The organism is Bacillus sp. Marseille-P3661 (genome assembly GCF_900240995.1).
Classification (GTDB): domain Bacteria; phylum Bacillota; class Bacilli; order Bacillales; family Bacillaceae_J; genus OESV01.
This window is the reverse complement of the sequence record NZ_LT965953.1, coordinates 2,153,063-2,176,062: the sequence shown is the minus strand read 5'-3', so window position 1 is coordinate 2,176,062 and position 23,000 is coordinate 2,153,063. Positions and strand designations below refer to the sequence as shown.

Sequence of the window (23,000 nt, the reverse complement as noted above, 5' to 3'; positions counted from 1 at the left end):
GCCTCATAGGACTAGCCAAAGGGGGTCTATTTTCATATTAACCTAGGTGTTTTTCCTATACCGATATTTACCCAGAACATATACTATCAACATACTGATGATATTAACCAATTTTCAAATTTATTAAGTCAAACTGTTCATGGCAAAGGAGAATAAATAGTGGAAAATCTAAGCGAATCTAAAATTATATTTAAATTTGAAGATACCCCAGTAGTTTCGATTATTATCTCTGTTCACAATAAATGGAACTTAACCTATGCTTGTCTGAATTCAATTAAGGAATATACCGAGGATATACCATATGAAATCATCTTAAATGATAATGGATCCACTGATGAAACCACAAATATATCGAAATATGTAGAAAATATCAATGTCCTACGTGATGGCACTAATCGGGGATATTTGTTGGGATGTAATCATGCGGCTAAATTTGCAAGGGGTAAATATATTTTATTATTAAATAATGATACTTTAGTTACTGAAAAGTGGCTTTCGGTTCTTGTAGATACAATTGAAAATGATGAGAGAATTGGAATGGTTGGTTCTAAATTAATTTATCCGGATGGTCGTCTTCAGGAAGCGGGAGGTATTGTATGGAGGGACGCTACTCCATGGAATTATGGTAAAGGGTTAGATGCGAATCAACCACAATTTAACTATGTTAAAGAAGTAGACTACATTACGGGAGCTTGCACAATGATTCGAGCTAGTCTTTGGCGGGAAATTGGTGGATATGATGAAAGATTTATACCTTCTTATTATGAAGATACTGATTTAGCATTTGAAGTAAGAAACCACGGCTATAAAGTCGTATATCAACCATTGTCGGTAGTCATCCATTTTGAACATGGTACCAATGGTAAAGATGCCATGAAAAAATATATTTTAGATAATAAGATGAAATTTAGAGACAAGTGGAAAGAAACTCTTAATCGAGAGCACTTTGAAACTAGACGGAACATATTTTTAGCAAGAGATCGAAGTAGAAATAAGAAATCGATTCTTGTCATTGATCATCATGTCCCAATGTATGATATGGATGCTGGAAGCAAATATATTTACAATTATTTAAAAGTCTTTGTAAAATTAGGACTTCGCGTCGTATTTATTACAGATAATTTCGTGAAACATGAACCATATGCTACAGAACTTGAACAAATGGGCATTGAAATATTATACGGATATGAATACTTTAAAACTATAAAAAATTGGATTAGAAAATATGGCCGTTATTTTCATTATGTATATTTAATAAGACCGCATACCTCTATTAAATATATCGACTCCATAAAAAAATACTGTAGAGGTAAAATTTTTTATAATGCCATTGATATTCATTATTTAAGGGAATTTAGAAGATATAAAGTAACCAAGAGTCCAAAAATAAAAAAAGAGTATCTAAGATGGAAACGGATCGAAACAAAATTATTTAAGAGCGCTGATGTGATCCATGTGGTTAGCATGTACGAGCAAAAAATATTAGAAAAGAAATTCCCTAGTAAAATAATTAGAACTCTGCCTATCTATTATTTTGAACAAGGAGCAGCGAAGGATATAGCTTCTTATGAAAGCAGAAAAGGTATTATTTTTGTAGGTAACTTTAATCATCGTCCTAATGCTGATGCTGTATCATTATTTATTCATAATATTTTACCAATCGTAAAAAAAGAGCTACCTGATGTTCCATTTTATGTAGTCGGAGCTGAGGGGCATGATCCTCCTAAACAATATCATGAAATAAAAAAACTGAATGGTGATCAAATCATTGTAACTGGTTATGTTTCTGAGCAGGAACTAAAAGATTATTATAACAAAGCCCGGGTGGCGATAGCTCCCCTAAGGTTTGGTGCTGGAGTTAAAGGAAAGGTGGCCGAAGCTTTATATTTTAGGGTACCTATGGTCACAACCAAAATTGGGGCAGAAGGTTATAAGGATATCAACCAGTATATATCGATTGAAAATGCAAATGATGCAAATGCGTTTGCAAATGAAATTATCCGAATATATAAAAATAAACAAGCTTGGGAAAGTATATCGAATAATTCAAGGCATTACGTAGATCAATACTTTACTTTAGCCACTGCTATAAATGAAATTAATAAAGATATAAATTGAAATATATTTGAAAGGATGGTTACATGAAGGTCGTAATTTTGGCGGGTGGGTTAGGAACAAGAATTAGCGAAGAATCTCATCTTAAGCCAAAGCCGATGATTGAAATTGGCGGAAAGCCTATATTATGGCATATAATGAAAATTTATTCTCATTATGGCTTTAATGAATTTATTATTTGCCTTGGATATAAGGGATACGCCATTAAGGAATATTTTGCAAACTATCATTTAAATCATTCTGATGTAACTTTTGATTTTAGCCAAACGCCTATAAAAACAACTATCCATAGTTATTGTGCTGAGCCTTGGAAGGTAACCCTTGTTGATACTGGAAACGAAACATTAACTGGAGGTCGTTTAAAAAGAATTGAAAGATTAATAGGAAATGAAACTTTTATGATGACCTATGGAGATGGTCTTTCAAATATAAATATTGACAACCTCCTTGATTACCACTACAAAAGCAAAAAGATAGCTACAGTTACCGCTGTCCAGCCTGAAGGTAGGTTTGGTTCATTAGATATAGAAGAAAATGGTGTAGTTAAAGGGTTTCTTGAAAAACCAAAAGGAGATGGCAATTGGGTTAACGGTGGATTTTTTGTTTTATCATCTGAAGTTTTTAACTATATTGATGGTGATTCCACCGTATTTGAAAGGGAACCACTACAACAATTAGCAGATAAAGGGGAACTAGCAGCTTATAAACATTCAGGATTCTGGTTTCCAATGGATACTTTAAGAGATAAAAATAATCTAGAGGAAATGTGGAAAAAAGGTAGCCATCCATGGAAAATATGGAACTGATGGGAGTGAGAATGTGGATAATTCTATTATAAAATCAGATATGGAATATATAATGAGTAGTTTAGATCCTATCGAAAAAGATCGATTTCAAGATTCCGTCATAGTAATAACAGGATGTGCAGGCTTTCTCGGGCTATATTTCTTACAGTTCTTTATATCTAAGGCGAAAGAACTTGGCATTCGTTCTATTATTGGAATGGATAATTTTTTGTTAGGAAAACCGAAGTGGCTTTCATTAATGGAAAAAAATAATGAAATCTTAAACTTGTATCAGTTTGATATTGCCAAAGATGATATGAACGCTGTACCGGGATTACGTGATGCTACATTTATTGTTCATATGGCTTCTATTGCATCACCAGTGTTCTATCGAAAGTATCCGGTCGAGACAATAGATGCGAACATATGGGGATTAAGAAAATTACTCGATTATTATAAAAGTAAAAAACTAAAGGGGTTTTTATTTTTTTCAAGTAGTGAAGTATATGGAGATCCATTGCCGGAAAATATTCCCACTACAGAAGATTATCGAGGAAATGTCTCTTCTACAGGTCCCCGTTCCTGTTATGATGAGGCGAAACGTTTTGGCGAAACAATGTGCTATGTTTTTGCTAATCTTCACCAAATGCCTATTACCATTGTGAGACCATTTAATAACTATGGTCCAGGAATGAAACTTGGAGACCGTAGAATACCAGCGGATTTTGCGAAAGCGGTTATGGAAAATCAAGATTTAATCATTTTATCAGATGGTACACCGACTAGAACATTCTGCTATGTTACTGATGCAATTGTTGGCTATATAAAAGCATTAATTTATGGGGAGTTTGAAATTTTTAATATTGGTATAGATACTCCAGAAATTTCAATGAGGAATTTAGCAGATATTTATGCAAACAAAGGCAAAGAAATAATGAATTACGCCGGTACTATTAAGTTTGATGCCCCAATTGAAAAAGATTATCTTATGCATAATCCCTTCCGAAGATGTCCAGATATCTCAAAAGCTAAACAGTTATTAAAATATAATCCTAGAATTCAAGTAAATGAGGGTGTTAGTAAATTTTTAGAATTTCTTAAGATAAGTGAGGGTACGGTATGGTTACAGTAATCGGACTCGGATTTGTAGGATTGACAACTGCGCTTGGCTTTTGTTCAAAAGGATTCAAAGTGTTTGGCTATGATTATGATAGTAGTAAAACAGATCTAATTAATAAAGGCAAGGTTCCTTTTTTTGAACCGTATTTGGAGGAAGTACTTAATAAAAATCTTAATAGTAATTTTTATATTGTGAAAGATTTAGCTGATGCTATTAAAGAAAGTGATGTTGTCTTTATTTGTGTAGGGACTCCATGTAAAGCTGATGGTAGTGCAGATTTTAAGTATATATATAGTGCTTTAGAAGCAAGTTTGAAAGAAATGAAGAAAAAGGATTACAAGGTTATTGTTATAAAGTCGACTGTTCCACCTTCTTCAACAGAGGAAAAAATTAAGCCGTTTATTCATTCTCTAGGTTTTGAAGTTGGGAAGGACGTGGGGTTAGCTAATAATCCAGAATTTTTAAGAGAAGGCTATGCCTGGGAAGACTTTGTTAAGCCTGATCGGATCGTAATAGGTCAAAGCGACAGCCGGAGCGGATCTATCGTCGAGAATTACTATAAGCCATTTCAATCTCCAATATACAAAGTATCATTGAATACTGCAGAATATATTAAATACCTCTCGAATACCCTTCTTTCCACTTTAATAAGCTTTTCTAATGAACAGTCGCTAATTGCAAATTCCATTGGAGATATAGATATAAAAAAATCATTCGAAGTATTGCATATGGATAAGAGATGGAATGGCAGACCAGCGGGAATGTCTAAATATATCTATCCTGGTTGTGGATTTGGAGGCTATTGCCTACCAAAAGATACATTGGCTTTATATACTTTAAGCAAACAGAAAGGTTATACCCCTAATTTGTTTAAAAATGTCCTTGATATTAATCAACAAATTAAATCATTCGTAGTTCAAAAAGTATGCGATACTGTTCAACCTTCGGAAACCATTGGGATTTTGGGCCTTTCATTTAAACCAAATTCGGATGATGTAAGAGATACACCTGCTAACGATATTATTAAAAAGCTCTTGGTGAATGGATATACAAACATTATTGCTTATGATCCTTTAGCTATTGATAGCTTTAAAAAAGAATATAATTATCCTATCCATTATGCACCATCCACTTCTGAACTTATTGATTTAGCAGATCATATTATTATCCTTACAGCCTGGAAGGAGTTTATCGAAAACAAAGAAATATTGACCAGAAAAAATATCTACGACTTTAGGTATATATTCTAATAAACTTTGATTTAATCTCTTTCATTACTTTGAAAAGATTAATAATTCCCAGGCGCTTCTGTTTGATGTGAATGTTTATCATGTCAACATGAAGCGCTCTTAAATTTTAAAACCAAATTACGAAAATTTAGCAAAGGATGTGTTGTCATGATTATTAAAGAAGGGAAAATAAATGGTGTCTTTGAAATTTATCTCCAGCCTTTGAAAGATTCAAGAGGATATTTTATGAGAACTTTTGATGAAAAACAGTTAAGAAATTACCGGATAGAACGAAATTGGGTTCAGGAGAATCATGCCTTTTCACAAAAAAAAGGAACGATAAGAGGTTTGCATCTTCAATTGGGACCATATTCAGAATCAAAGTTAATTAGAGTAGTTCGTGGAGCAATTATGGATGTATTTCTAGACCTAAGACTTAATTCACCAACGTATGGTAAATGGGATTCTATTGTATTATCTGAAGAAAATAATACAATGCTTTATATTCCTAGGGGGTTTGCCCATGGGTACTGTACACTTACTGATCATTGTGAAGTCATCTATAAAGTTGATAATTACTATTCGCCTAAAAACGAAACAGGCATTATTTGGAACGACTCAACTTTAAATATTAACTGGCCAGTTTCAAAGCCAATTTTATCAGAAAAGGATGCTCAACTTCAGACTTTTCAAGAATTTATCGATAATTATCAGGGAATTGCTCTTGAATAAGCTAAAGGAGGCTTTACATGAATGAAAAAAGTGATTGTAACGGGAGCTAGTGGATTTATCGGAAGACATGTACTTGAACAATTACTTAAACGGGGCTACGAAGTTCATGCAATTTCGTCTAATCCAGATCGTGTAACTATTAATAATGAATGTAATTGGCACCTTATTAATTTATTCGATTACGAAAAAGTTGATGACTTATTTAATCGTATAAAAGCTAATTATTTACTCCACTTAGCATGGGAGTTAACACCAGGAACATACAAGTCGTCCTTAAAAAACTTCCTGTGGGTACAATCCAGTATAAGGATGTTACATGCTTTTCATAATAATGGTGGAATGCGTCTAGTAATGGCAGGAACATGTATGGAAAAGTATTTATCTATGGGGCTTGAAGTAACCGAGGCAGAAATTAAGGTAAATACAGGCGTAAATGTATATGGGAATTGTAAAAATATTTTGAAACAATATATGATACTTTTTACAAATGAAACAAATATAAGCAGTGCATGGGGGCGTATATATAATACATTTGGCCCATATGAGAATAAGGAACGACTATTCCCTACTATTATAAACAGTATCCTTCAAAATAGTGAAGCAAAATGTTCGAATGGTAATTTTTACAGAGATTATTTATATGTGAAAGATGTTGCATCCGCCCTAACCGAACTATTGGATAGCAATATTCAAGGAACAGTTGATATAGGTACAGGAAAATCAAAACTCTTAAATGAAATCATAATGAATGTTGGCGTACGTATGGGGCATCCAGAATTAATAAAGTTAGGGGCTATCAAAATAAATAACTATGAACCCAAAACATTAGTTGCTAATGTAAGACGTTTACATCAAGAGTTAAATTGGCACCCAAATTATTCTTTTGAACAGGGATTAGATGAAACGATAGCATGGTGGAAAAATCAGCAAAATAATAGATAGTGATCACTTTAAGTATGTATACTATTGGCCATAAAATGAATTCCTTCCATTATAATAACATCAACATTTAAATAAGGAATCACTTCTAAAATATACAAGGTAAGAAGTGATTTTTTTTCGGAAGGGTATCAAAACTAATGCCAAATTAAAGAGGTGAATATACTGGCATTCCAACAAATGCCTAATTTTACATTTTAAATGTTTTAATCATTTTTTTGGACAAGCTTTACTAAAAGACTCACATCTTAGGAATTTTAAATAAGTTAATAGAAAATATCTATTTCTATTTTCATATACAAAATATTATAATAATTAGGAATATTATGACTTACATATGTTGAGCGTGAAAATTTGCAACAAAAATGAGGAGGATTACATATGTCAAAAAACATAAAATTAACAGCCGCTATAGGTGATTATGATATTCATCATAGCCTAATAAATGGTGAAGTAGAAGCAGCCGGCATTGATCTTACGGTATTACCAATGCGATCTGGTGAGAGACATTGGCGAATGATGCGACATGATGAATTTGATATTGCTGAACTGTCAATGAGCTCGTATTTAATTTCAAAAAGTCATGAATTAAAGGACTATATTGCAATTCCTGTCTTTCCACATCGTCGTTTTCGCCATTCCTTTATATTTATTAACCCTAATAATAAGATTGACTCTCCGAAACAATTGGAAGGTAAAAGAATTGGTGTTAGAACTTGGCAAGCTACAATGGGGGTATGGGCTCGTGGAATCTTACAAGAAGAATATGGCGTTGATCTTCGGTCAATTAAATGGTTTACTCATGATCCAGAGGATTTAGAAATAAAGTTTCCTAGTGATTTCCAGATTGAACGTATCCCGAAAGGTGCTAACATTGATTCTATGTTACGTAATCAGGAATTGGAAGCAATTATATATCCAGATATGCCACAATCATTTTTAGATGGAAATCCAAATATAGACCGATTATTTAAAAATTATAAACATGAGGAAATTGAATATTTTAACAGTACAAATATTTTTCCAATTATGCATACTGTTGTTATTAAAAAGTCAGTATTAGACGACAATCCGTGGGTAGCCACTAATTTAGTAAAAGCTTTTGAAAGGTCAAAGAATAATGCATGGAAACGAATGGAGGATCCAAGAATTATTAGTTTGGCTTGGTTTCGAGAACTACTAGAAGAACAACATAACATATTAGGTAGAGATCCATGGCCAATTGGTTTGGAGGTTAATCGAAAACCTTTAGAAAAGTTAATACAATATTCAGTAGACCAAGGAATGATGAAACAATCAATACCATTAGAACATTTATTTTTTCATACAACACTTGACAATAGTCCGCAACTTATTTAGAACTACGACTTGGTAATGGAAGGAGGTGATAGCAGTCTTAAAACCTATTTAAAGAGATTAGGAGGGAGTGATACTAAAAGTAGTACTAATATCAATATTTCTCATAGTCTCACCTATTAATATATGAGGAAAAGGTATAGTTACGGAAATATTTTTCTGAATATTTTAAATTATCAAAAATAACAATCGACGTAACTCTAGTCTTGTTTGATTTGTAAGCTTAACATTGAAAGGGGTTTCATGAATGGTGAAAAAGCAATTTCTACTTATTTTAGCTTTGCTATTATTAACTGGTATGTTAGGTGCTTGCTCTTCTGGAACAACATCAACTGAAACTAGCTCTTCTTCTTCTAATGCGAATACCCCATCTACCAATACAGCTGAGGAACAAAAAGATGATAGTTCAGAATACTTTAAAGGAAAAACGATAACTTTTATCGTGCCATATAATCCTGGTGGAGGATATGATACAGTTGCTCGTTCACTTGCTCCAAAACTTGAGGAACTTACAGGTGCAAAACTTGTTGTGAAAAATTTACCTGGTGGCGGAGGGAATCTAGGAACGAATACGCTTTTTAATTCAAAGAATGATGGATTAACAATCGGGATATTAAATGGCACCCAAATTGTAAATTCTGATTTATTTGGATCTGAATCAGAAGGTGTTCAATACGATATTGATCGTTTTTCTTATTTAGGACGTGTGAATGAAGAGGATATGGTCGTTTACACAAAGAATGGTGGGAATTATAAAAGTATTGAAGATTTGATGAAATCTGAACAGCCAATTACATTTGCTGTAGGAGCTCCAACTGATAATTTGTTTGCGGGTTTAGTCATCATGCAGGAAGCACTAGGAATTCCATTTGAAATTATTCCTGGTTACAGTGGTTCAGCAGAAATGGAATTAGCGGTTTTAAACGGGGAAGTAGATGGAACTTATGCTACATTACCTCAACGTATTGCAGGATTTAAATCTGGAGATTTCCAACCGATTGGTTTAGTACTTCGACAGTCAGAGGAATTACCTGAGATTCCAGTAATTGCCGATTATATAGAAGGAGAAGAAAATAATAAATTATTCAAATCACTTCAAAACATGACTGCAGCTGGAAGGGTTATAGCTGCACCACCAGATTTAGATGAAGGTAAAAGAAAGTTCTTAGAAGATACTTTAAATCAAATTCTAACAGATCCTAAAATAGTTGAAGAATGGGAAAAAGCAGATCGACCAATTAACTGGATGGATGGCAAAGAATACTCAGACCTGATGGCTGATCTTAAGAACAATACACCTTCTAGGTTAGGAGAGTTGCTTGAGGAAGAGAGAGCAACATTAAAGTAAGACAAAAACTACCTGTTGAACGTATAGATGTTAGACCTCCGTTACATTCAGAACTATTAACTTTTTGTTTGTAGCGGAGGGTGACATCCATAGTTCTAGGGTTAATCAAACACATTAACCGAGATGTTAATCATCGGAGGAGGTATCCATGTTTGGTGAACTGATTCAAGGTATACAATTACTAGGAAACATGCAAACTGTTACGATGTTGTTACTAGGATCTTTATTTGGTGTGATTATTGGTGTCATACCAGGATTAGGTGGTATTTTTGCGTTAGCTATGTTGTTGCCATTTGTTTATACAATGGATTTAGTTCCAGGTATTACATTATTACTTTCTGCACATGCAGTCATTAATACATCCGGTTCGATCACATCCATTTTATTTGGGACTCCAGGGTCACCAGGTACTGCTGCTACCGTGTTTGATGGTTACCCTCTTAATAAGCAGGGCAAGGCAAGTTATGCATTAGGCGCAAATTTGTCTGCTTCTTGTCTTGGCGGTATTATAGGTGCGTTATTTTTGGCAATATTAATTCCTGTTATACGTCCAGTCATCTTGAGCTTCGGAACGCCAGAATATTTTATGTTAACGTTACTTGGTTTGTCACTTATTTCTGTTATTGGTGAGGATACATCGAAAATTAAAGCTGCAATTATAGCAGTTTTGGGATTGCTACTATCTACCATCGGGATGGATATGTCCTATGGTGTTCCACGTTTTACGTTTGATTCTATGTATTTATGGGATGGATTACCATTGGTTCCCGTAGTAATTGGTTTATTTGCAATTGCAGAAATGGCGGATCTGTCTATCCAGCAAGCAAGTGCTATTTCTGAAAAGAAGCAAACATTTTCTGATATGTGGCTTGGCTTTCTTGAATCTTTTAAAAGATGGTGGTTAGTTTTTAGGTGTAGCGTCATAGGTACCCTAATAGGCATCATTCCGGGGCTTGGTAGTGAAACCGCAAATTTCATTGCATATGGTCATGCTGTTCAAACCTCAAAAAACCCAAAATTATTTGGCAAAGGTGCAATTGAAGGGGTTATTGCGCCCGAAAGTGCAAATAATTCAAAAGAGGGTGGTTCATTACTGCCAACATTAGCATTAGGTATCCCAGGCTCCGCTGCTATGGCATTACTATTAGGCGCTTTTATGATCTGGGGGGTACAGCCTGGACCTGATATGATTGAAAACAATCTACCAATTATTTATTTAATGGTTGCGGTTTTAGTAGCTGGAAACATTATCGGGGCTCTTATTTCAATACCAATGTCATGGTGGACAATCAAATTGACTAATCTAAAAGCATCGTTAATGGTTCCAATCATCATTGTATTGGCAACCATTGGTGCCTATGTTACTAATAATCATATTGGGGATATAATTGTTGCATTTTTCTTCGGTATAATCGGATATGTGATGAAACGATATGGTTATTCGCGTGCAATATTCTTAATTGCAATAGTGCTAGGTGGCATGGCAGAGCATTACTTAAATTTATCAATGAGAATCTATGATTTTAGTTTTATTTTTAGACCAATTAGTATGTTATTGCTAGTTTTAATAATATTAACTTGGACATTTCCACTAATTAAAGGTTGGTTTACAAAAATTAGGGGGACAGGCAATGAATAAAAAAATAGATTTCTTATTTTTAATACTAATCTTACTGGTTTTCATAGTTTTCTTAATCGATAGCCAATCATTAATAGCAGGCAGTAAGCGGATGCCAGTTATGATTATAATCCCGGGTATAATTTTAACAGGTGGATATCTTTTATACCTATTTATTGGAGAGAGACTAAAAGACAATGGCGATGTGCAAAATGAAAATTCTTCAGTATCTTTTATACGTATATTAAAAAATAAACATTTAGCTTTTTTTAGTTGGTTAATGTTATTTACAGTGCTTATCTATCTTTTGGGTTTTATGATTGCAATCCCGTTATTTCTGCTCTTTATGTCTAGATTATTTTATAAGGAAGGTTGGATTCACTCGATTGCGTTAGCAGGAGGAACCTTATTATTTTTTCAAATATTTTTTATTAAGATTCTTCAAATTGCGCCTTATGAAGGAGTTATTTTTAGATTAATCTAGAGAACTGGTTTTATCAAAACTTTCGCTTTGGAATTAGGGTGTAGATGGAATGTCTATTGACAAAACCGTCTACCCCTTTATATTCAATCAGGATGACCTTTTCAGAAGATAGATTACCTGCTCTTACTCCCCATTATTTAATTCTGCATTTTAACCAAAAGTTCCACTTAGAATTGATAGATTCCCTGATAGAACATTTCTTTACTTTTGAGTAACAAAGATTTATTCAATAAATCAATAGAAAAGATTTATTTCCATTAAATAATTCTAAATATTATAATTATTATGAAAATACAAGTTGCAATTAGAAAGGTGGAGTAACTTGACTCAGCTTACTAAAATAGAATTTAAAAAACTAAATGTTAACGGAAATATCATTCGCTACTATGAAAAAGGGAGAGGGGAAGCATTAGTTTATCTACATGACTACAATGGATTAAAAGATTGGCATCCTTTTCAGGATGAGTTATCGAATGACTTTAGAGTAATTGCGGTTGAATTCCCAGGATTTGGAGAATCTGAAAGACCGGAATGGCTTAAAACTATGGATGACTTATCATTCTATTTTTTAGACATTTTAGATGCGCTTAATTTAGAGTCTGTTCATTTAATAGGACATTCTCTAGGTGGATGGCTTGCTGCTGATCTAGCTAGTCGATACTCTGAAAGGGTTAAAAGTTTGGTATTGTTAGATGCTATGGGCTTATATTTAAACGACGTCAAGTATCCAGATATATATATGATTTCGGAGGAAGAACATAAGGGGTTAAGGTATTATAATTCAAGCAAAAAATTAGAAAGCGATCTTGATTTTTTGGAGCTGGCAAGAGCGCAAGCTATGACATCAAGATTAGCGTGGACACCGCGCTTTCATGATCCAAAATTGAAATATCGGTTACATCGTATTAATGTACCAACCCTACTATTGTGGGGGGAAGAGGATCAAATTGTACCAACTGAATATGCAGAAGAGTTCAAGAAATATATACCGCATGCACAAGTAGTATATATTTCTGAAAGTTCACACGTCCCACAGGTAGAACAACCTGAAAAAATTGTAAAGGTTATGCAACTTTTCTTGAGTCAAAACTTACTTAAAACTAGTGATAGGGGGTAGAGCTTTGAAAGTATTCATGTTCCATTTAATGCCATGGCAGTATTTACCTGAGGATTTTAAAGAGAATAATGTGTCTTCATGGGTTACGTATTCTAATCAAAATTATGATCCTAAAAAAGGTGCTGAACTTTATGAAAACTATTTAAATCAGCTTTGTTATGCGGAGGAATTAGGGTTTGATGGCATTTGCGTTAATGAGCATCACCAAACTGCATATGGTTTAATGCCGAGTCCAAACGTAGTTGCATCAGCATTAGTTCAAAGGACATCGCAGGTGAAGATTGCACTACTTGGGAATGCACTTCCGTTGCGACAGCATCCACTTAGAGTAGCCGAAGAAGTTGCAATGTTAGATAACATGAGTAGGGGCAGAATCATTTGTGGATTTGTAAGAGGGATTGGAAGTGAATACCACGTTTTCCCAATTGATCCTACAACTTCGCGAGATCGCTTTCATGAAGCACATGATTTAATTCTTGAGGCATGGACAAAACCAGGTCCATTTGAATGGAATGGAGAGTATTATACTGCTAGATATGTTAATCCATGGCCAAGACCATATCAAGAGCCACATCCTCCAATTTGGATACCAACTCAAGGGAGTGGAGAAACAATTGAATGGGTAGCTGAAAACCACTATACATTGCTGCAAACATTTAGTCCGTTAAAGAACATTGAAAAGGTATTGGGAAGCTTTCATAAAACATGTCAAGAAGAGTATGGATATATTCCAAGTGAAGATCAAGTAGGATGGGCAATGCCTGTATATATAGATGATACAGATGAAAAGGCCTACAATAACGCTAGACCACATTTAGAATATCTTGTTCAAAAGCTTCAACATCGTCCACCTCAATCTCTGTTCCCGCCGGGATACCTAACAGAACGTTCAATGGAAGCAGTTTTAAAAATGAAAGGTGGCGCTACCCGCGGTAAGTCCTATGAAGAATTAATAGAAACTAAGTATGCAATTGTTGGAAGTGCCGAAACTGTTGCAGAATCGTTGATGGAAGTGGCAGAAAGAGTAGGATGTGGAATTGTTGTTCCAATGCTCCAATTTGGTACAATGCCACATGAACAAGTAATTGAAAACATGAATCGATTTGCAGAAGGTGTTATGCCAAAGTTAAAGGAATTTGTTCCAAGTGTTTTTAAGGCAAAGCAAATCTAAATAGAAATATTTTACCAAATTCAATAAAACCAACGAAAAAAGCCCTAAAATTTTCGAGGCCACTGAAAAAGTCCTTAAAATTTTAAAAAGGTATAATTCTCATATATTTGAGGAATTATACCTTTTTTCTTGTATAATTATAGTATCAATTTCAAGTGGGTGGATTGGATGATACAAAAACAAGAGATGATGAATTTAAGTCCATATATGCAAATTTATGATTTGGTTGTTCCAAAGGATAACCTTCTACGCAGAATAAACGATCTAATCGATTTTTCATTTGTTTATGAAGAACTTGAAGATAAATATTGTCATGATAATGGACGCAATGCGATCCACCCTATTCGTATGTTTAAATATCTATTGTTAAAATCCATTTACAATATATCCGATGTTGATATTGTTGAACGTTCAAAGTATGATATGTCGTTTAAATATTTTCTTGATATGGCACCAGAAGACCCAGTGATTGAACCAAGTTCTTTAACGAAGTTTCGGAAATTACGTTTAAAAGATATTAATCTTTTAGATTTACTGATAAATAAAACTGTTGAAATTGCAATTGCTAAAGGCATTCTAAAAAGTAAATCTCTCATTGTGGACGCCACACATACAGGAGCTCGTTATAATCAAAAATCAGCAAAAGAAGTTTTGATGGACCGATCGAAATTACTTAGAAAGACGATTTACCAAATAGATGTAAATATGAAATGTAAATTTCCAAGCAAAACCAATTCTGATGTATTAGAAGATCAGATAGAATACTGTCAAAAACTAGTTAAGGTAGTTGAAAAGGAAGAAATACTTTGTGAGTATCCAAAAGTTAAAGAAAAATTAAATCTTTTAAAAGAGACATTGGATGATGATATAGAACATTTACAACTTTCACAAGATGAAGACGCGAAGATTGGGCATAAGTCGGCGGACTCTTCCTTTTTTGGTTATAAGACACATATAGGTATGAGTGAAGAAAGAATTATTACTGCAGCAACGGTAACAACTGGTGAAAAAAATGATGGAAAACAATTAGAGACTATAGTGGAAAAAACGGTACGTGCAGGAATGAAAGTTAAGACTATAATTGGAGATGCAGCTTATTCAGAAAAAGGAAATATTGAGTATACCAAACACAATGGAATAAAGTTCGTAGCTAAGTTGAATCCAGCAGTTACGCAGGGCTGCCGAAAAAAAGAAGATGAATTTGATTTTACAAAGATGCAGGACTGTATGTCTGCAAGGCTGGGCATATGGCAATTAGAAAAGCACGTTAAGGGAAAAAGTGTGTATCAACTAATCAAGTTGACACTTATTATTTTGATGTGGAAAAATGTAAGATATGTCCTTTGAAGGAAAGTTGTTACAAAGAGGGCGCTAAGAGTAAGAGTTATTCTGTATCGATTAAATCCGATGTACATACAGAACAAATGAACTTTCAAGAAAGTGAATATTTTAAAGAAAAGTCGAAAGAGCGCTACAAAATAGAAGCTAAAAATAGTGAATTGAAAAACAGACACGGGTATAATGTTGCAAAATCCTCGGGTCTAATTGGCATGGAGATGCAAGGAGCAATGGCAATATTCGCAGTAAATTTAAAAAGAATACTGAAGTTAATGGATTAAGTAAAAGAATTATACAGTCAAAATATCAAAAAAAGACGACTCAATAAATTCAGTTTTTGAATTTGAGTCGTCTTTTTCTGTCTGTTATCCTTGATACTTTGAAAAACCGTCAGGTTTTTCAGTGCCCTCAAATTTTCAAGGGCTTTTTTCTTTTTAAAAATTAGTAAAGACCAAGTCGTTTTAACGACATTTCATAAGCTGATGAGTTGTTTCATATTCCTCTCTTCATTCCAATCCTTATTGGAAACAAAAAATTATGTGGACTAATGAATAATAGTTTACACTACGAACGCCTATTCGGTAGAATAGGATGTATGAGGTGATTTAATGTATATTAGACAAAACCTACAACAAGTCATGGAGCAAATAAAAAATAATGGGCGCTATTCTAGTAATATTGTAAATTGGCATGTTATACCGGAAAAAGAAGCGAGGACAGTTTCTTTTCCTCATTCAATAGATAGTCGGTTAATAAGTGCACTACAAAAAAGAGGCGTACAAGAGCTATATACACATCAAGCAGACGCATTTGAAACAGTCAGCAGGGGAGAAAACTTTGCAGCTGTTACGCCAACTGCATCGGGAAAAACATTATGCTATAACCTACCTGTACTACAAAAAATAATAGATGATGCAAATAGTCGGGCTTTATACCTCTTTCCAACAAAAGCACTTGCACAAGATCAAAAAAGTGAATTAAACGAGTTGATTCAAGAGCTTGGTATAGATATAAATAGTTATACGTACGATGGAGATACTTCTGCAAATATAAGACAAAAAGTACGTAAGGCTGGACATATTGTTATCACTAACCCAGACATGTTGCATGCTGCCATTCTCCCACACCATACAAAATGGGTTTCACTTTTTGAAAACTTAAAGTATGTTGTGATTGATGAACTCCACATATATCGTGGTGTTTTTGGTAGTCATGTTGCAAATGTAATAAGACGACTAAAACGAATATGTAAATTCTATGGCAGTCATCCAATTTTTATGTGTACATCTGCAACGATTGCAAATCCAAAGGAATTGGCGGAGATGCTTACGGGTGAATCTATCACATTAATTGATAATAACGGGGCTCCTTCGGGTAAAAAACACTTTGTTTTTTATAATCCGCCTGTTGTGAATAAGCCATTGAATATACGTCGCAGTGCAACACTCGAGGTTAGAAATATTGCGAGTGAATTTCTTAAAAATAAAATACAAACTATTGTCTTTGCAAGAAGTCGTGTGCGAGTTGAAATTCTTCTAACCTATTTACAAGAGCTTGTATTAAAAGAACTAGGTTCAAAATCAATTCGAGGATATCGAGGAGGCTATTTGCCGAAACAGCGTCGTGAAATCGAGCAGGGTTTGCGAAATGGGGATATTTATGGAGTAGTCAGTACAAATGCACTTGAATTGGGTGTTGATATTGGTCAGTTACAAGTTTGTGTGATGACAGGCTATCCAGGCACCATTGCTAGTGCTTGGCAACAAGCAGGACGTGCCGGTAGGAGACAGGATGAATCCTTGATTTTTATGGTGGCGTCATCAAGTCCATTAGATCAATATGTCATTCAACATCCAGAGTATTTCCTAAACCGTAGCCCTGAAACAGCTAGAATTAATCCGGATAACTTAATTATCCTTGTAGACCACTTAAAATGTGCTGCATATGAGCTCCCATTTAAGCAAGGTGAAACATTTGATGGACTTGAATTAGAGGAAATATTAGAATTTTTAACGGAAGAACAAATTCTCCATTTTAACAATGGTAAGTGGTTTTGGATGAATCAATCTTTTCCAGCCCATAATATTAGTCTCCGTTCAGCATCGCAAGAAAATATTGTTATTATAGATCAGTCAAACGTCGCACATGTAAAAGTAATCGGTGAGATGGACCGATTTAGTGCTATGACATTATTGCATGAGGAAGCTATTTATCTACATCAAGGTGTCCAATATCAAGTTGAAAAGCTAGATTGGGAGGAAAAGAAAGCGTTTGTTCGTGAAATAAACGTAGACTATTTTACAGATGCCAATCTAGCAGTTCAGTTGAAAGTATTAGAGGTCGATAAAGAACGACAGGGTTTAGATACCTTTATTTCTTATGGTGAAGTGATGGTCCAAGCAATGGCAACGATATTTAAAAAAATTAAATTTGAAACCCATGAAAATATAGGGTCAGGTCCCATTCACCTTCCTGAAGAAGAGCTCCATACGAACGCAGCATGGATTAGTATTGGCGAAAATCTAAGAAAGGAATTAACGGAAAAAAAGCTTGAACAAGGGTTAATTGGTGTTGCTAATCTATTAAGACATGTAGCACCATTACATGTAATGTGTGATCCATCAGACCTCCATGTAGTTCCCCAAGTTAAAGCTGTTCATTCTGAACTCCCAACGATATTTCTTTATGATCGTTATCCAGGGGGAATTGGTCTTAGTGAGAAGGTATACGATGTGATGGAGGATTTACTTGCTGAAGCGGAAAATATTATCTCTAAATGTAGTTGTGAATCGGGGTGTCCATCATGTATTGGCATAGATACGGCTGATCAGGATGCAAAAGAGGTTACATTAAAGCTTTTAGAAATGTTTTCAACATCAACATAGATTTTTCAAGCAGGAATGGTGTTAAACGTAGTGAAGAAGGAGTATTTCATAATGGCTTTAAAAGGGAAATTAAATCGACTAAAAAAGCATATAACAAAGGCAGAAGAATATATGGAGAAGCAGGATTCTACCCACCTAAGTCCAGAGGATATTACCAGTACGATAGATGTTCCTTTTAATGATGATTGGAAAGTGATGAAGGCTAAACCATATTATTTTGATGATCATTACTCAATTATCCGGGAAAAAACCTATCCAATTAATTTTCAACATGGCCTCCATCGCTTTTCTGAACTTTTCGAAGTAATGGATATGTGGGAGGATAAAGGTGTTCAGCATCCATTAACTTTTTCAAATGGTACCTCTTCCGATATGATATTTTTTGATACAGAAACAACGGGACTTGGCGGTGGTGTCGGAAACACAATATTTTTAATTGGCTATGCACGTGTTTATAAAGATTATGTAACAGTAAAACAACACTTTTTGCCCAATCCAAGTAGTGAAGTTGCATTGTATCAGGGTTTTTTAACAGATATAAAAAATTATGAAACTATGAGACTCACGACATATAATGGCAAAGCTTTCGACTGGCCTCAAATAAAAACGCGGCATACTCTAATCAGGGATGAAGTTCCTAAATTACCTACATTTGGTCATTTTGATTTATTACATGCGTCAAGAAGATTATGGAAAAATAAATTACCTTCTATCCGATTATCAATAGTTGAGAAGGAAATTTTGGATATAAAGCGAGAGGGAGATGTTCCAGGAGCGTTAGCGCCACTGCTCTATTTCGATTTTCTAAAAGATTCAACCCCAAAAGTTATGCAAGGAGTACTAACACATAATGAAATTGATGTTCTTTCATTAATTTCGTTGTACATTCATATATCTAAAAAAATATTGCATGATACTTCTTTAAAAATAAGTATCGAGGAAAGCTATGAAATAGCGCGTTGGTTTGAATCAATTGGTAATATAAATATGGCTATTATTCTTTATGAACAATTAACTTTAGGAAAACAAATTGTCTCCAAAAAAGCACAAAAGGCGTTAGCATTAATATACAAGAAAAAAAAGGAGTACCATTACGCTACGGAACTATTAGAGAAACTATTAAGCAATGAAAGTATGATAGATGTTGAAGTGACAACAGAATTATCGAAGATGTATGAACATCAATGGCGGGATTTTGAGAAAGCTCTTTATTATGCGAACCTTGGCTATGAGACGTGGAGCGCCCAAAGAAAGCTTCTAAGAAAGTCAGGTCAGGAAAAACTTCAATTTACTAAAAGGATTGAACGTTTAAAAAGTAAGTGTCAATTGCAATAATTGGGTGGATAAACTTGAAAAAGATAGGGAAAACACCTTAAATTAGGTATTTGCATTAGTACATGTACACCTCTTTTTACATAGGTTATTAGTGAACCTATAAGATGAAAGGAGAAATGAGGATATGCATTGTCATCATCCACGCCCAACTGTGTTAAGTCCGATAGTAAGTCCGACAAAATGTAATAATGTCCATGATACTGAGGTTTTCCAAGTACCACACATTCACCCGTCCCATACAACATATCATCACCATAAAGTTTTTGAACACTACCATTCTTACCCGCACACAACATCTCATACAAATGATGTTTCGCATGTGCATTTTAACTGCCCACCGGCACCAGGCCCAATGCCAGGTCCAATGCCAGGAGGAATGCCTGGGGCGCAAATGCCAGGCCCAATGCCAGGAGGAATGCCTGGGGCGCAAATGCCAGGCCCAATGCCAGGAGGATTGCCAGGAGCACAAATGCCAGCTGCAGGCCCAGGAATGCCGCCGCAATTCTGGAGACGTTAATTTATTTCAACAAGAACTGATCCTATTTATTATAGGATCAGTTCCTTTTTATACTTAAAAAAACTTTAACTTCTTAAAGGGATAAAGTATAAGATTATGGGCAATTGAAGTGTATTTGTAATTACACTTAAACTTTTTAATAATCATGAAGGTCCTTATATAATAATTATATAAGTATTCATGCATTTAAAGTACACTTAATGGTATACAATATAATTGGATGTTGGAACAGTTCCTATTTTATTCATTCATAATTTTATAGATTCATTGAAGGAGGTTAAGGATGAGTGTTTTTACGGTAACTGGTTATAAACCGCATGAAATTGGAATATTTAATGATAAACATCCTGGTTTAAAATATATAAAACTGGCAATTAAAAAAAACATCGAACAGCTTATTGATGAAAACGGACTTGAATGGGTTATTATTAGTGGACAATTAGGAGTTGAATTATGGGCTGCTGAAGTAGTTCTTGAGCTGCAGGAACAACATCCACAATTGAAACTTGGTGTCATAACCCCTTTTCTTGATCAAGAAGAAAATTGGAAGGAAGATAAGAAAGAATATTATCATTTTATTGTATCTCAAGCTGATTTTGTTGATAGTATTACAAAAAGGAAATATGAAAATCCGACGCAATTTCGCCTTAAAAATCAATTTTTTATCTCTAAAAGTGATGGATTATTAATTTTATTTGATGACGAAAAAGGAGGTACTCCAAAATATATTTTAGATATAGCAACTCGGAAATTGAAGTCGGATGGTAGTTTTATTATAAAAACCATTACACCGTATGATATTCAGATTTTAGCAGAGGAAGAACGGTTTGAGGATCCGAATTATTGGTAGTAGTTAAACTGTCCCATTTTGATAAAGATAAATTGACAATTAAGCTATATTTTGAAAAAATAGAGAAAGCTAATAGTAAGCGGGATTATTGTAGAGGTGAAATTACATGCTTTCAGATAAAGTTAAATTAACTGCGAAGGAAATTTTAGAAAAGGACTTTAAGTCATCACTAAAAGGGTATAATCAGGATGAAGTTGATCAATTTTTAGACTTAGTTATTAAGGATTATGAAACCTTTCACCAAGAAATTGAGCTTTTACAGCAAGAGAATCTTCGATTAAAAAAACAATTAGAAGAAGGCCAAAAGAAGAACACAAATACATCAAGTATAGGCAATACAAATTACGATATCTTAAAGCGCCTTTCTAACCTGGAAAAACATGTATTTGGTAGCAAGCTTTTTGACTAAGGACGAATACAAAGATACATAGGTAAGCCAGTATGGAGTGGTTTTGTATAAGCTCTCTCTAACAACTTTAGATTAGAGAGAGCTTTTTCACGTGATTCACTTAATTTATTAGTTCAGACTATACTACTAAACTTTGCATAGAGTCTATTTATACTTAGGTTTAACCAAGTAAATAACTCTATTAAAATATAAATAACTAGGAATCATTAAATAGCTAACTAATTATAGTTAGGGTTTGAGGTTATTAAGACTCAATGTATACGTATTAACATACAGGACTTGAGCAGTAAAGTTTTTAAAAAATGTAAAAATGGAAATACTTAGAAGTGGTATGTGAAAGAAATGAAAACTTGGTATATATTAACTATTGCAGAGGGTATTAAAAAGGAATAATCAAATTATGTTTATTACTTAGTTAATGCAGCATTTATTGTAATGCATTTGATTAGATGAGCTTAAAGCTTTCCTATTGCCCAACCCAGTTTATTTATTAGGAGTCGAATTATGAATAAAATAACTTTAATAGCTACTGCAGCAATGGGTATCGAGTCTCTTGTTGCAAAAGAAGTGAAAGATCTAGGATATGACAATATACAGGTCGATAATGGAAAAGTAACATTTGAAGCTGATGTCTCAGCTATATGTAGGAGTAATTTATGGTTACGAACAGCTGACCGAGTTAAGTTGAAAGTGGGAGAGTTTAGAGCTACTACATTTGATGAATTATTTGAAAAAACAAAAGCATTGCCATGGGGGGATTTTATTCCTGAAAATGGAGAATTCCCTGTAATTGGAAAATCTGTGAAATCCAAGCTTTATAGTGTTTCAGATTGCCAAGCAATTGTGAAAAAAGCTGTAGTTGAAAAACTTAGCCAGCATTATAAAAGGACAACATGGTTTGAAGAAAATGGCCCGTTTTTTCGAATTGAAATTGCACTTTTAAAGGATATTGCTACGTTAACAATTGATACAAGTGGTACAGGGCTACATAAACGCGGCTATAGGGCTGACCAAGGGGAGGCACCGCTTAAGGAAACGTTAGCCGCAACATTAGTACTATTAACAAATTGGAATGCGGATAAGCCGTTCGTGGATCCATTTTGCGGTTCAGGTACGATTCCAATTGAAGCAGCTCTTATTGGCCAAAATATAGCTCCAGGTTTTAACCGGGAGTTTGTATCCGAAAATTGGGATTGGATTGGAAGAAAAAGTTGGGAAAAAGCTTTTCAAGAAGCTGAGGATTTAGCAAAATATGATCAGCCATTAGATATTACTGGGTCTGATATTGACCATCGTATGGTTGAAATGGCAAAGGGAAATGCCTTCGAAGCAGGTCTTGGTGAAATGATTCAATTCAAGCAAATGCAAGTTAAGGATTTTACTACAAAGAAAGAATACGGCGTAATGGTTGGGAACCCACCTTATGGGGAGCGAATTGGTGAGAAAAAAGCGGTTGAAACGATGTATGAACAAATGGGTAAGGCTTTTGCACCGTTGGATACTTGGTCCATCTATATCCTAACATCACATCCAGACTTTGAGAAACTTTATGGAAGACCAGCCACGAAAAAACGAAAGCTCTTTAACGGTTTTATTAGAACAGATTATTATCAATATTGGGGGAAAAGACCACCGAAAAACTAAGCCAGCTC

Annotated in this window: 20 protein-coding genes; all 20 read left to right on the top strand. The window is 34.3% G+C overall.

What is annotated here, in order from left to right; genetic code table 11:
* Nucleotides 1-159: 159 nt before the first annotated feature.
* The 20 genes from C1724_RS10085 (at nucleotide 160) to C1724_RS09995 (ending at nucleotide 22,992) form a co-directional block, all read left to right on the top strand.
* Nucleotides 160-2,118: a glycosyltransferase gene (locus C1724_RS10085; RefSeq protein WP_102346535.1), complete on the top strand. Its 1,959-nt coding sequence runs from the start codon at nucleotides 160-162 to the stop codon at nucleotides 2,116-2,118.
* Nucleotides 2,119-2,141: 23 nt separating this feature from the next.
* On the top strand, nucleotides 2,142-2,921 hold the full coding sequence (gene rfbF / locus C1724_RS10080; protein ID WP_102346534.1) for a glucose-1-phosphate cytidylyltransferase: 780 nt from the start codon (nucleotides 2,142-2,144) through the stop codon (nucleotides 2,919-2,921).
* 13 nt (nucleotides 2,922-2,934) lie between these two features.
* Nucleotides 2,935-4,032 carry an NAD-dependent epimerase/dehydratase family protein gene (locus tag C1724_RS10075; protein WP_258000334.1) on the top strand — a complete coding sequence of 366 codons (1,098 nt, stop codon included), beginning with the start codon at nucleotides 2,935-2,937 and terminating at the stop codon, nucleotides 4,030-4,032.
* A complete protein-coding gene (locus C1724_RS10070) occupies nucleotides 4,020-5,270 on the top strand; it encodes a UDP-glucose dehydrogenase family protein (RefSeq protein WP_102346533.1) in 1,251 nt (416 codons plus the stop codon). The genes C1724_RS10075 and C1724_RS10070 overlap by 13 nt, the downstream gene beginning before the upstream one ends.
* Before the next feature lie 147 nt (nucleotides 5,271-5,417).
* The gene (gene rfbC, locus C1724_RS10065) at nucleotides 5,418-5,981 is read left to right on the top strand and encodes a dTDP-4-dehydrorhamnose 3,5-epimerase (protein WP_102346532.1); all 564 of its coding nucleotides are present in this window, start codon (nucleotides 5,418-5,420) and stop codon (nucleotides 5,979-5,981) included.
* A 21-nt stretch (nucleotides 5,982-6,002) separates the two neighbouring features.
* Complete coding sequence (locus C1724_RS10060; RefSeq protein WP_102346531.1) at nucleotides 6,003-6,923, top strand: NAD-dependent epimerase/dehydratase family protein; 921 nt, start codon at nucleotides 6,003-6,005, stop codon at nucleotides 6,921-6,923.
* A 378-nt stretch (nucleotides 6,924-7,301) separates the two neighbouring features.
* Nucleotides 7,302-8,279 (top strand): PhnD/SsuA/transferrin family substrate-binding protein, encoded by a 978-nt coding sequence (locus C1724_RS10055; RefSeq protein ID WP_102346530.1) that lies wholly within the window; start codon nucleotides 7,302-7,304, stop codon nucleotides 8,277-8,279.
* Between the two features lie 244 nt (nucleotides 8,280-8,523).
* On the top strand, nucleotides 8,524-9,624 hold the full coding sequence (locus tag C1724_RS10050; protein ID WP_102346529.1) for a tripartite tricarboxylate transporter substrate-binding protein: 1,101 nt from the start codon (nucleotides 8,524-8,526) through the stop codon (nucleotides 9,622-9,624).
* A 148-nt stretch (nucleotides 9,625-9,772) separates the two neighbouring features.
* Complete coding sequence (locus C1724_RS10045; protein WP_102346528.1) at nucleotides 9,773-11,263, top strand: tripartite tricarboxylate transporter permease; 1,491 nt, start codon at nucleotides 9,773-9,775, stop codon at nucleotides 11,261-11,263.
* Entirely contained in the window at nucleotides 11,256-11,726 is a 471-nt protein-coding gene (locus tag C1724_RS10040; protein ID WP_102346527.1) for a tripartite tricarboxylate transporter TctB family protein, read from the top strand. The genes C1724_RS10045 and C1724_RS10040 overlap by 8 nt, the downstream gene beginning before the upstream one ends.
* A gap of 322 nt (nucleotides 11,727-12,048) precedes the next feature.
* Complete coding sequence (locus tag C1724_RS10035; protein ID WP_180994219.1) at nucleotides 12,049-12,843, top strand: alpha/beta fold hydrolase; 795 nt, start codon at nucleotides 12,049-12,051, stop codon at nucleotides 12,841-12,843.
* Between the two features lie 4 nt (nucleotides 12,844-12,847).
* Nucleotides 12,848-14,014 carry an LLM class flavin-dependent oxidoreductase gene (locus C1724_RS10030; RefSeq protein WP_102346525.1) on the top strand — a complete coding sequence of 389 codons (1,167 nt, stop codon included), beginning with the start codon at nucleotides 12,848-12,850 and terminating at the stop codon, nucleotides 14,012-14,014.
* Nucleotides 14,015-14,182: 168 nt separating this feature from the next.
* Entirely contained in the window at nucleotides 14,183-15,361 is a 1,179-nt protein-coding gene (locus C1724_RS10025) for a transposase (RefSeq protein WP_374703431.1), read from the top strand.
* Nucleotides 15,358-15,633: a transposase gene (locus tag C1724_RS26385; RefSeq protein ID WP_374703430.1), complete on the top strand. Its 276-nt coding sequence runs from the start codon at nucleotides 15,358-15,360 to the stop codon at nucleotides 15,631-15,633. Before C1724_RS10025 ends, C1724_RS26385 begins: the two co-directional genes overlap by 4 nt.
* 327 nt (nucleotides 15,634-15,960) lie before the next feature.
* Nucleotides 15,961-18,237, top strand: a complete 2,277-nt coding sequence (locus tag C1724_RS10020) for a DEAD/DEAH box helicase (RefSeq protein WP_102346524.1) — start codon at nucleotides 15,961-15,963, stop codon at nucleotides 18,235-18,237.
* 51 nt (nucleotides 18,238-18,288) lie between these two features.
* Nucleotides 18,289-19,572, top strand: coding sequence for a ribonuclease H-like domain-containing protein (locus C1724_RS10015; protein WP_180994218.1), 1,284 nt, complete (start codon nucleotides 18,289-18,291; stop codon nucleotides 19,570-19,572).
* 124 nt (nucleotides 19,573-19,696) lie between these two features.
* Nucleotides 19,697-20,089, top strand: coding sequence for a CotD family spore coat protein (locus C1724_RS10010; protein WP_102346522.1), 393 nt, complete (start codon nucleotides 19,697-19,699; stop codon nucleotides 20,087-20,089).
* A 283-nt stretch (nucleotides 20,090-20,372) separates the two neighbouring features.
* Entirely contained in the window at nucleotides 20,373-20,939 is a 567-nt protein-coding gene (locus C1724_RS10005) for a DUF1273 domain-containing protein (protein ID WP_102346521.1), read from the top strand.
* Nucleotides 20,940-21,045: 106 nt separating this feature from the next.
* Complete coding sequence (gene gpsB, locus C1724_RS10000) at nucleotides 21,046-21,348, top strand: cell division regulator GpsB (RefSeq protein WP_102346520.1); 303 nt, start codon at nucleotides 21,046-21,048, stop codon at nucleotides 21,346-21,348.
* A 504-nt stretch (nucleotides 21,349-21,852) separates the two neighbouring features.
* Nucleotides 21,853-22,992 carry a THUMP domain-containing class I SAM-dependent RNA methyltransferase gene (locus C1724_RS09995; protein WP_102346519.1) on the top strand — a complete coding sequence of 380 codons (1,140 nt, stop codon included), beginning with the start codon at nucleotides 21,853-21,855 and terminating at the stop codon, nucleotides 22,990-22,992.
* Nucleotides 22,993-23,000 lie beyond the last annotated feature (8 nt).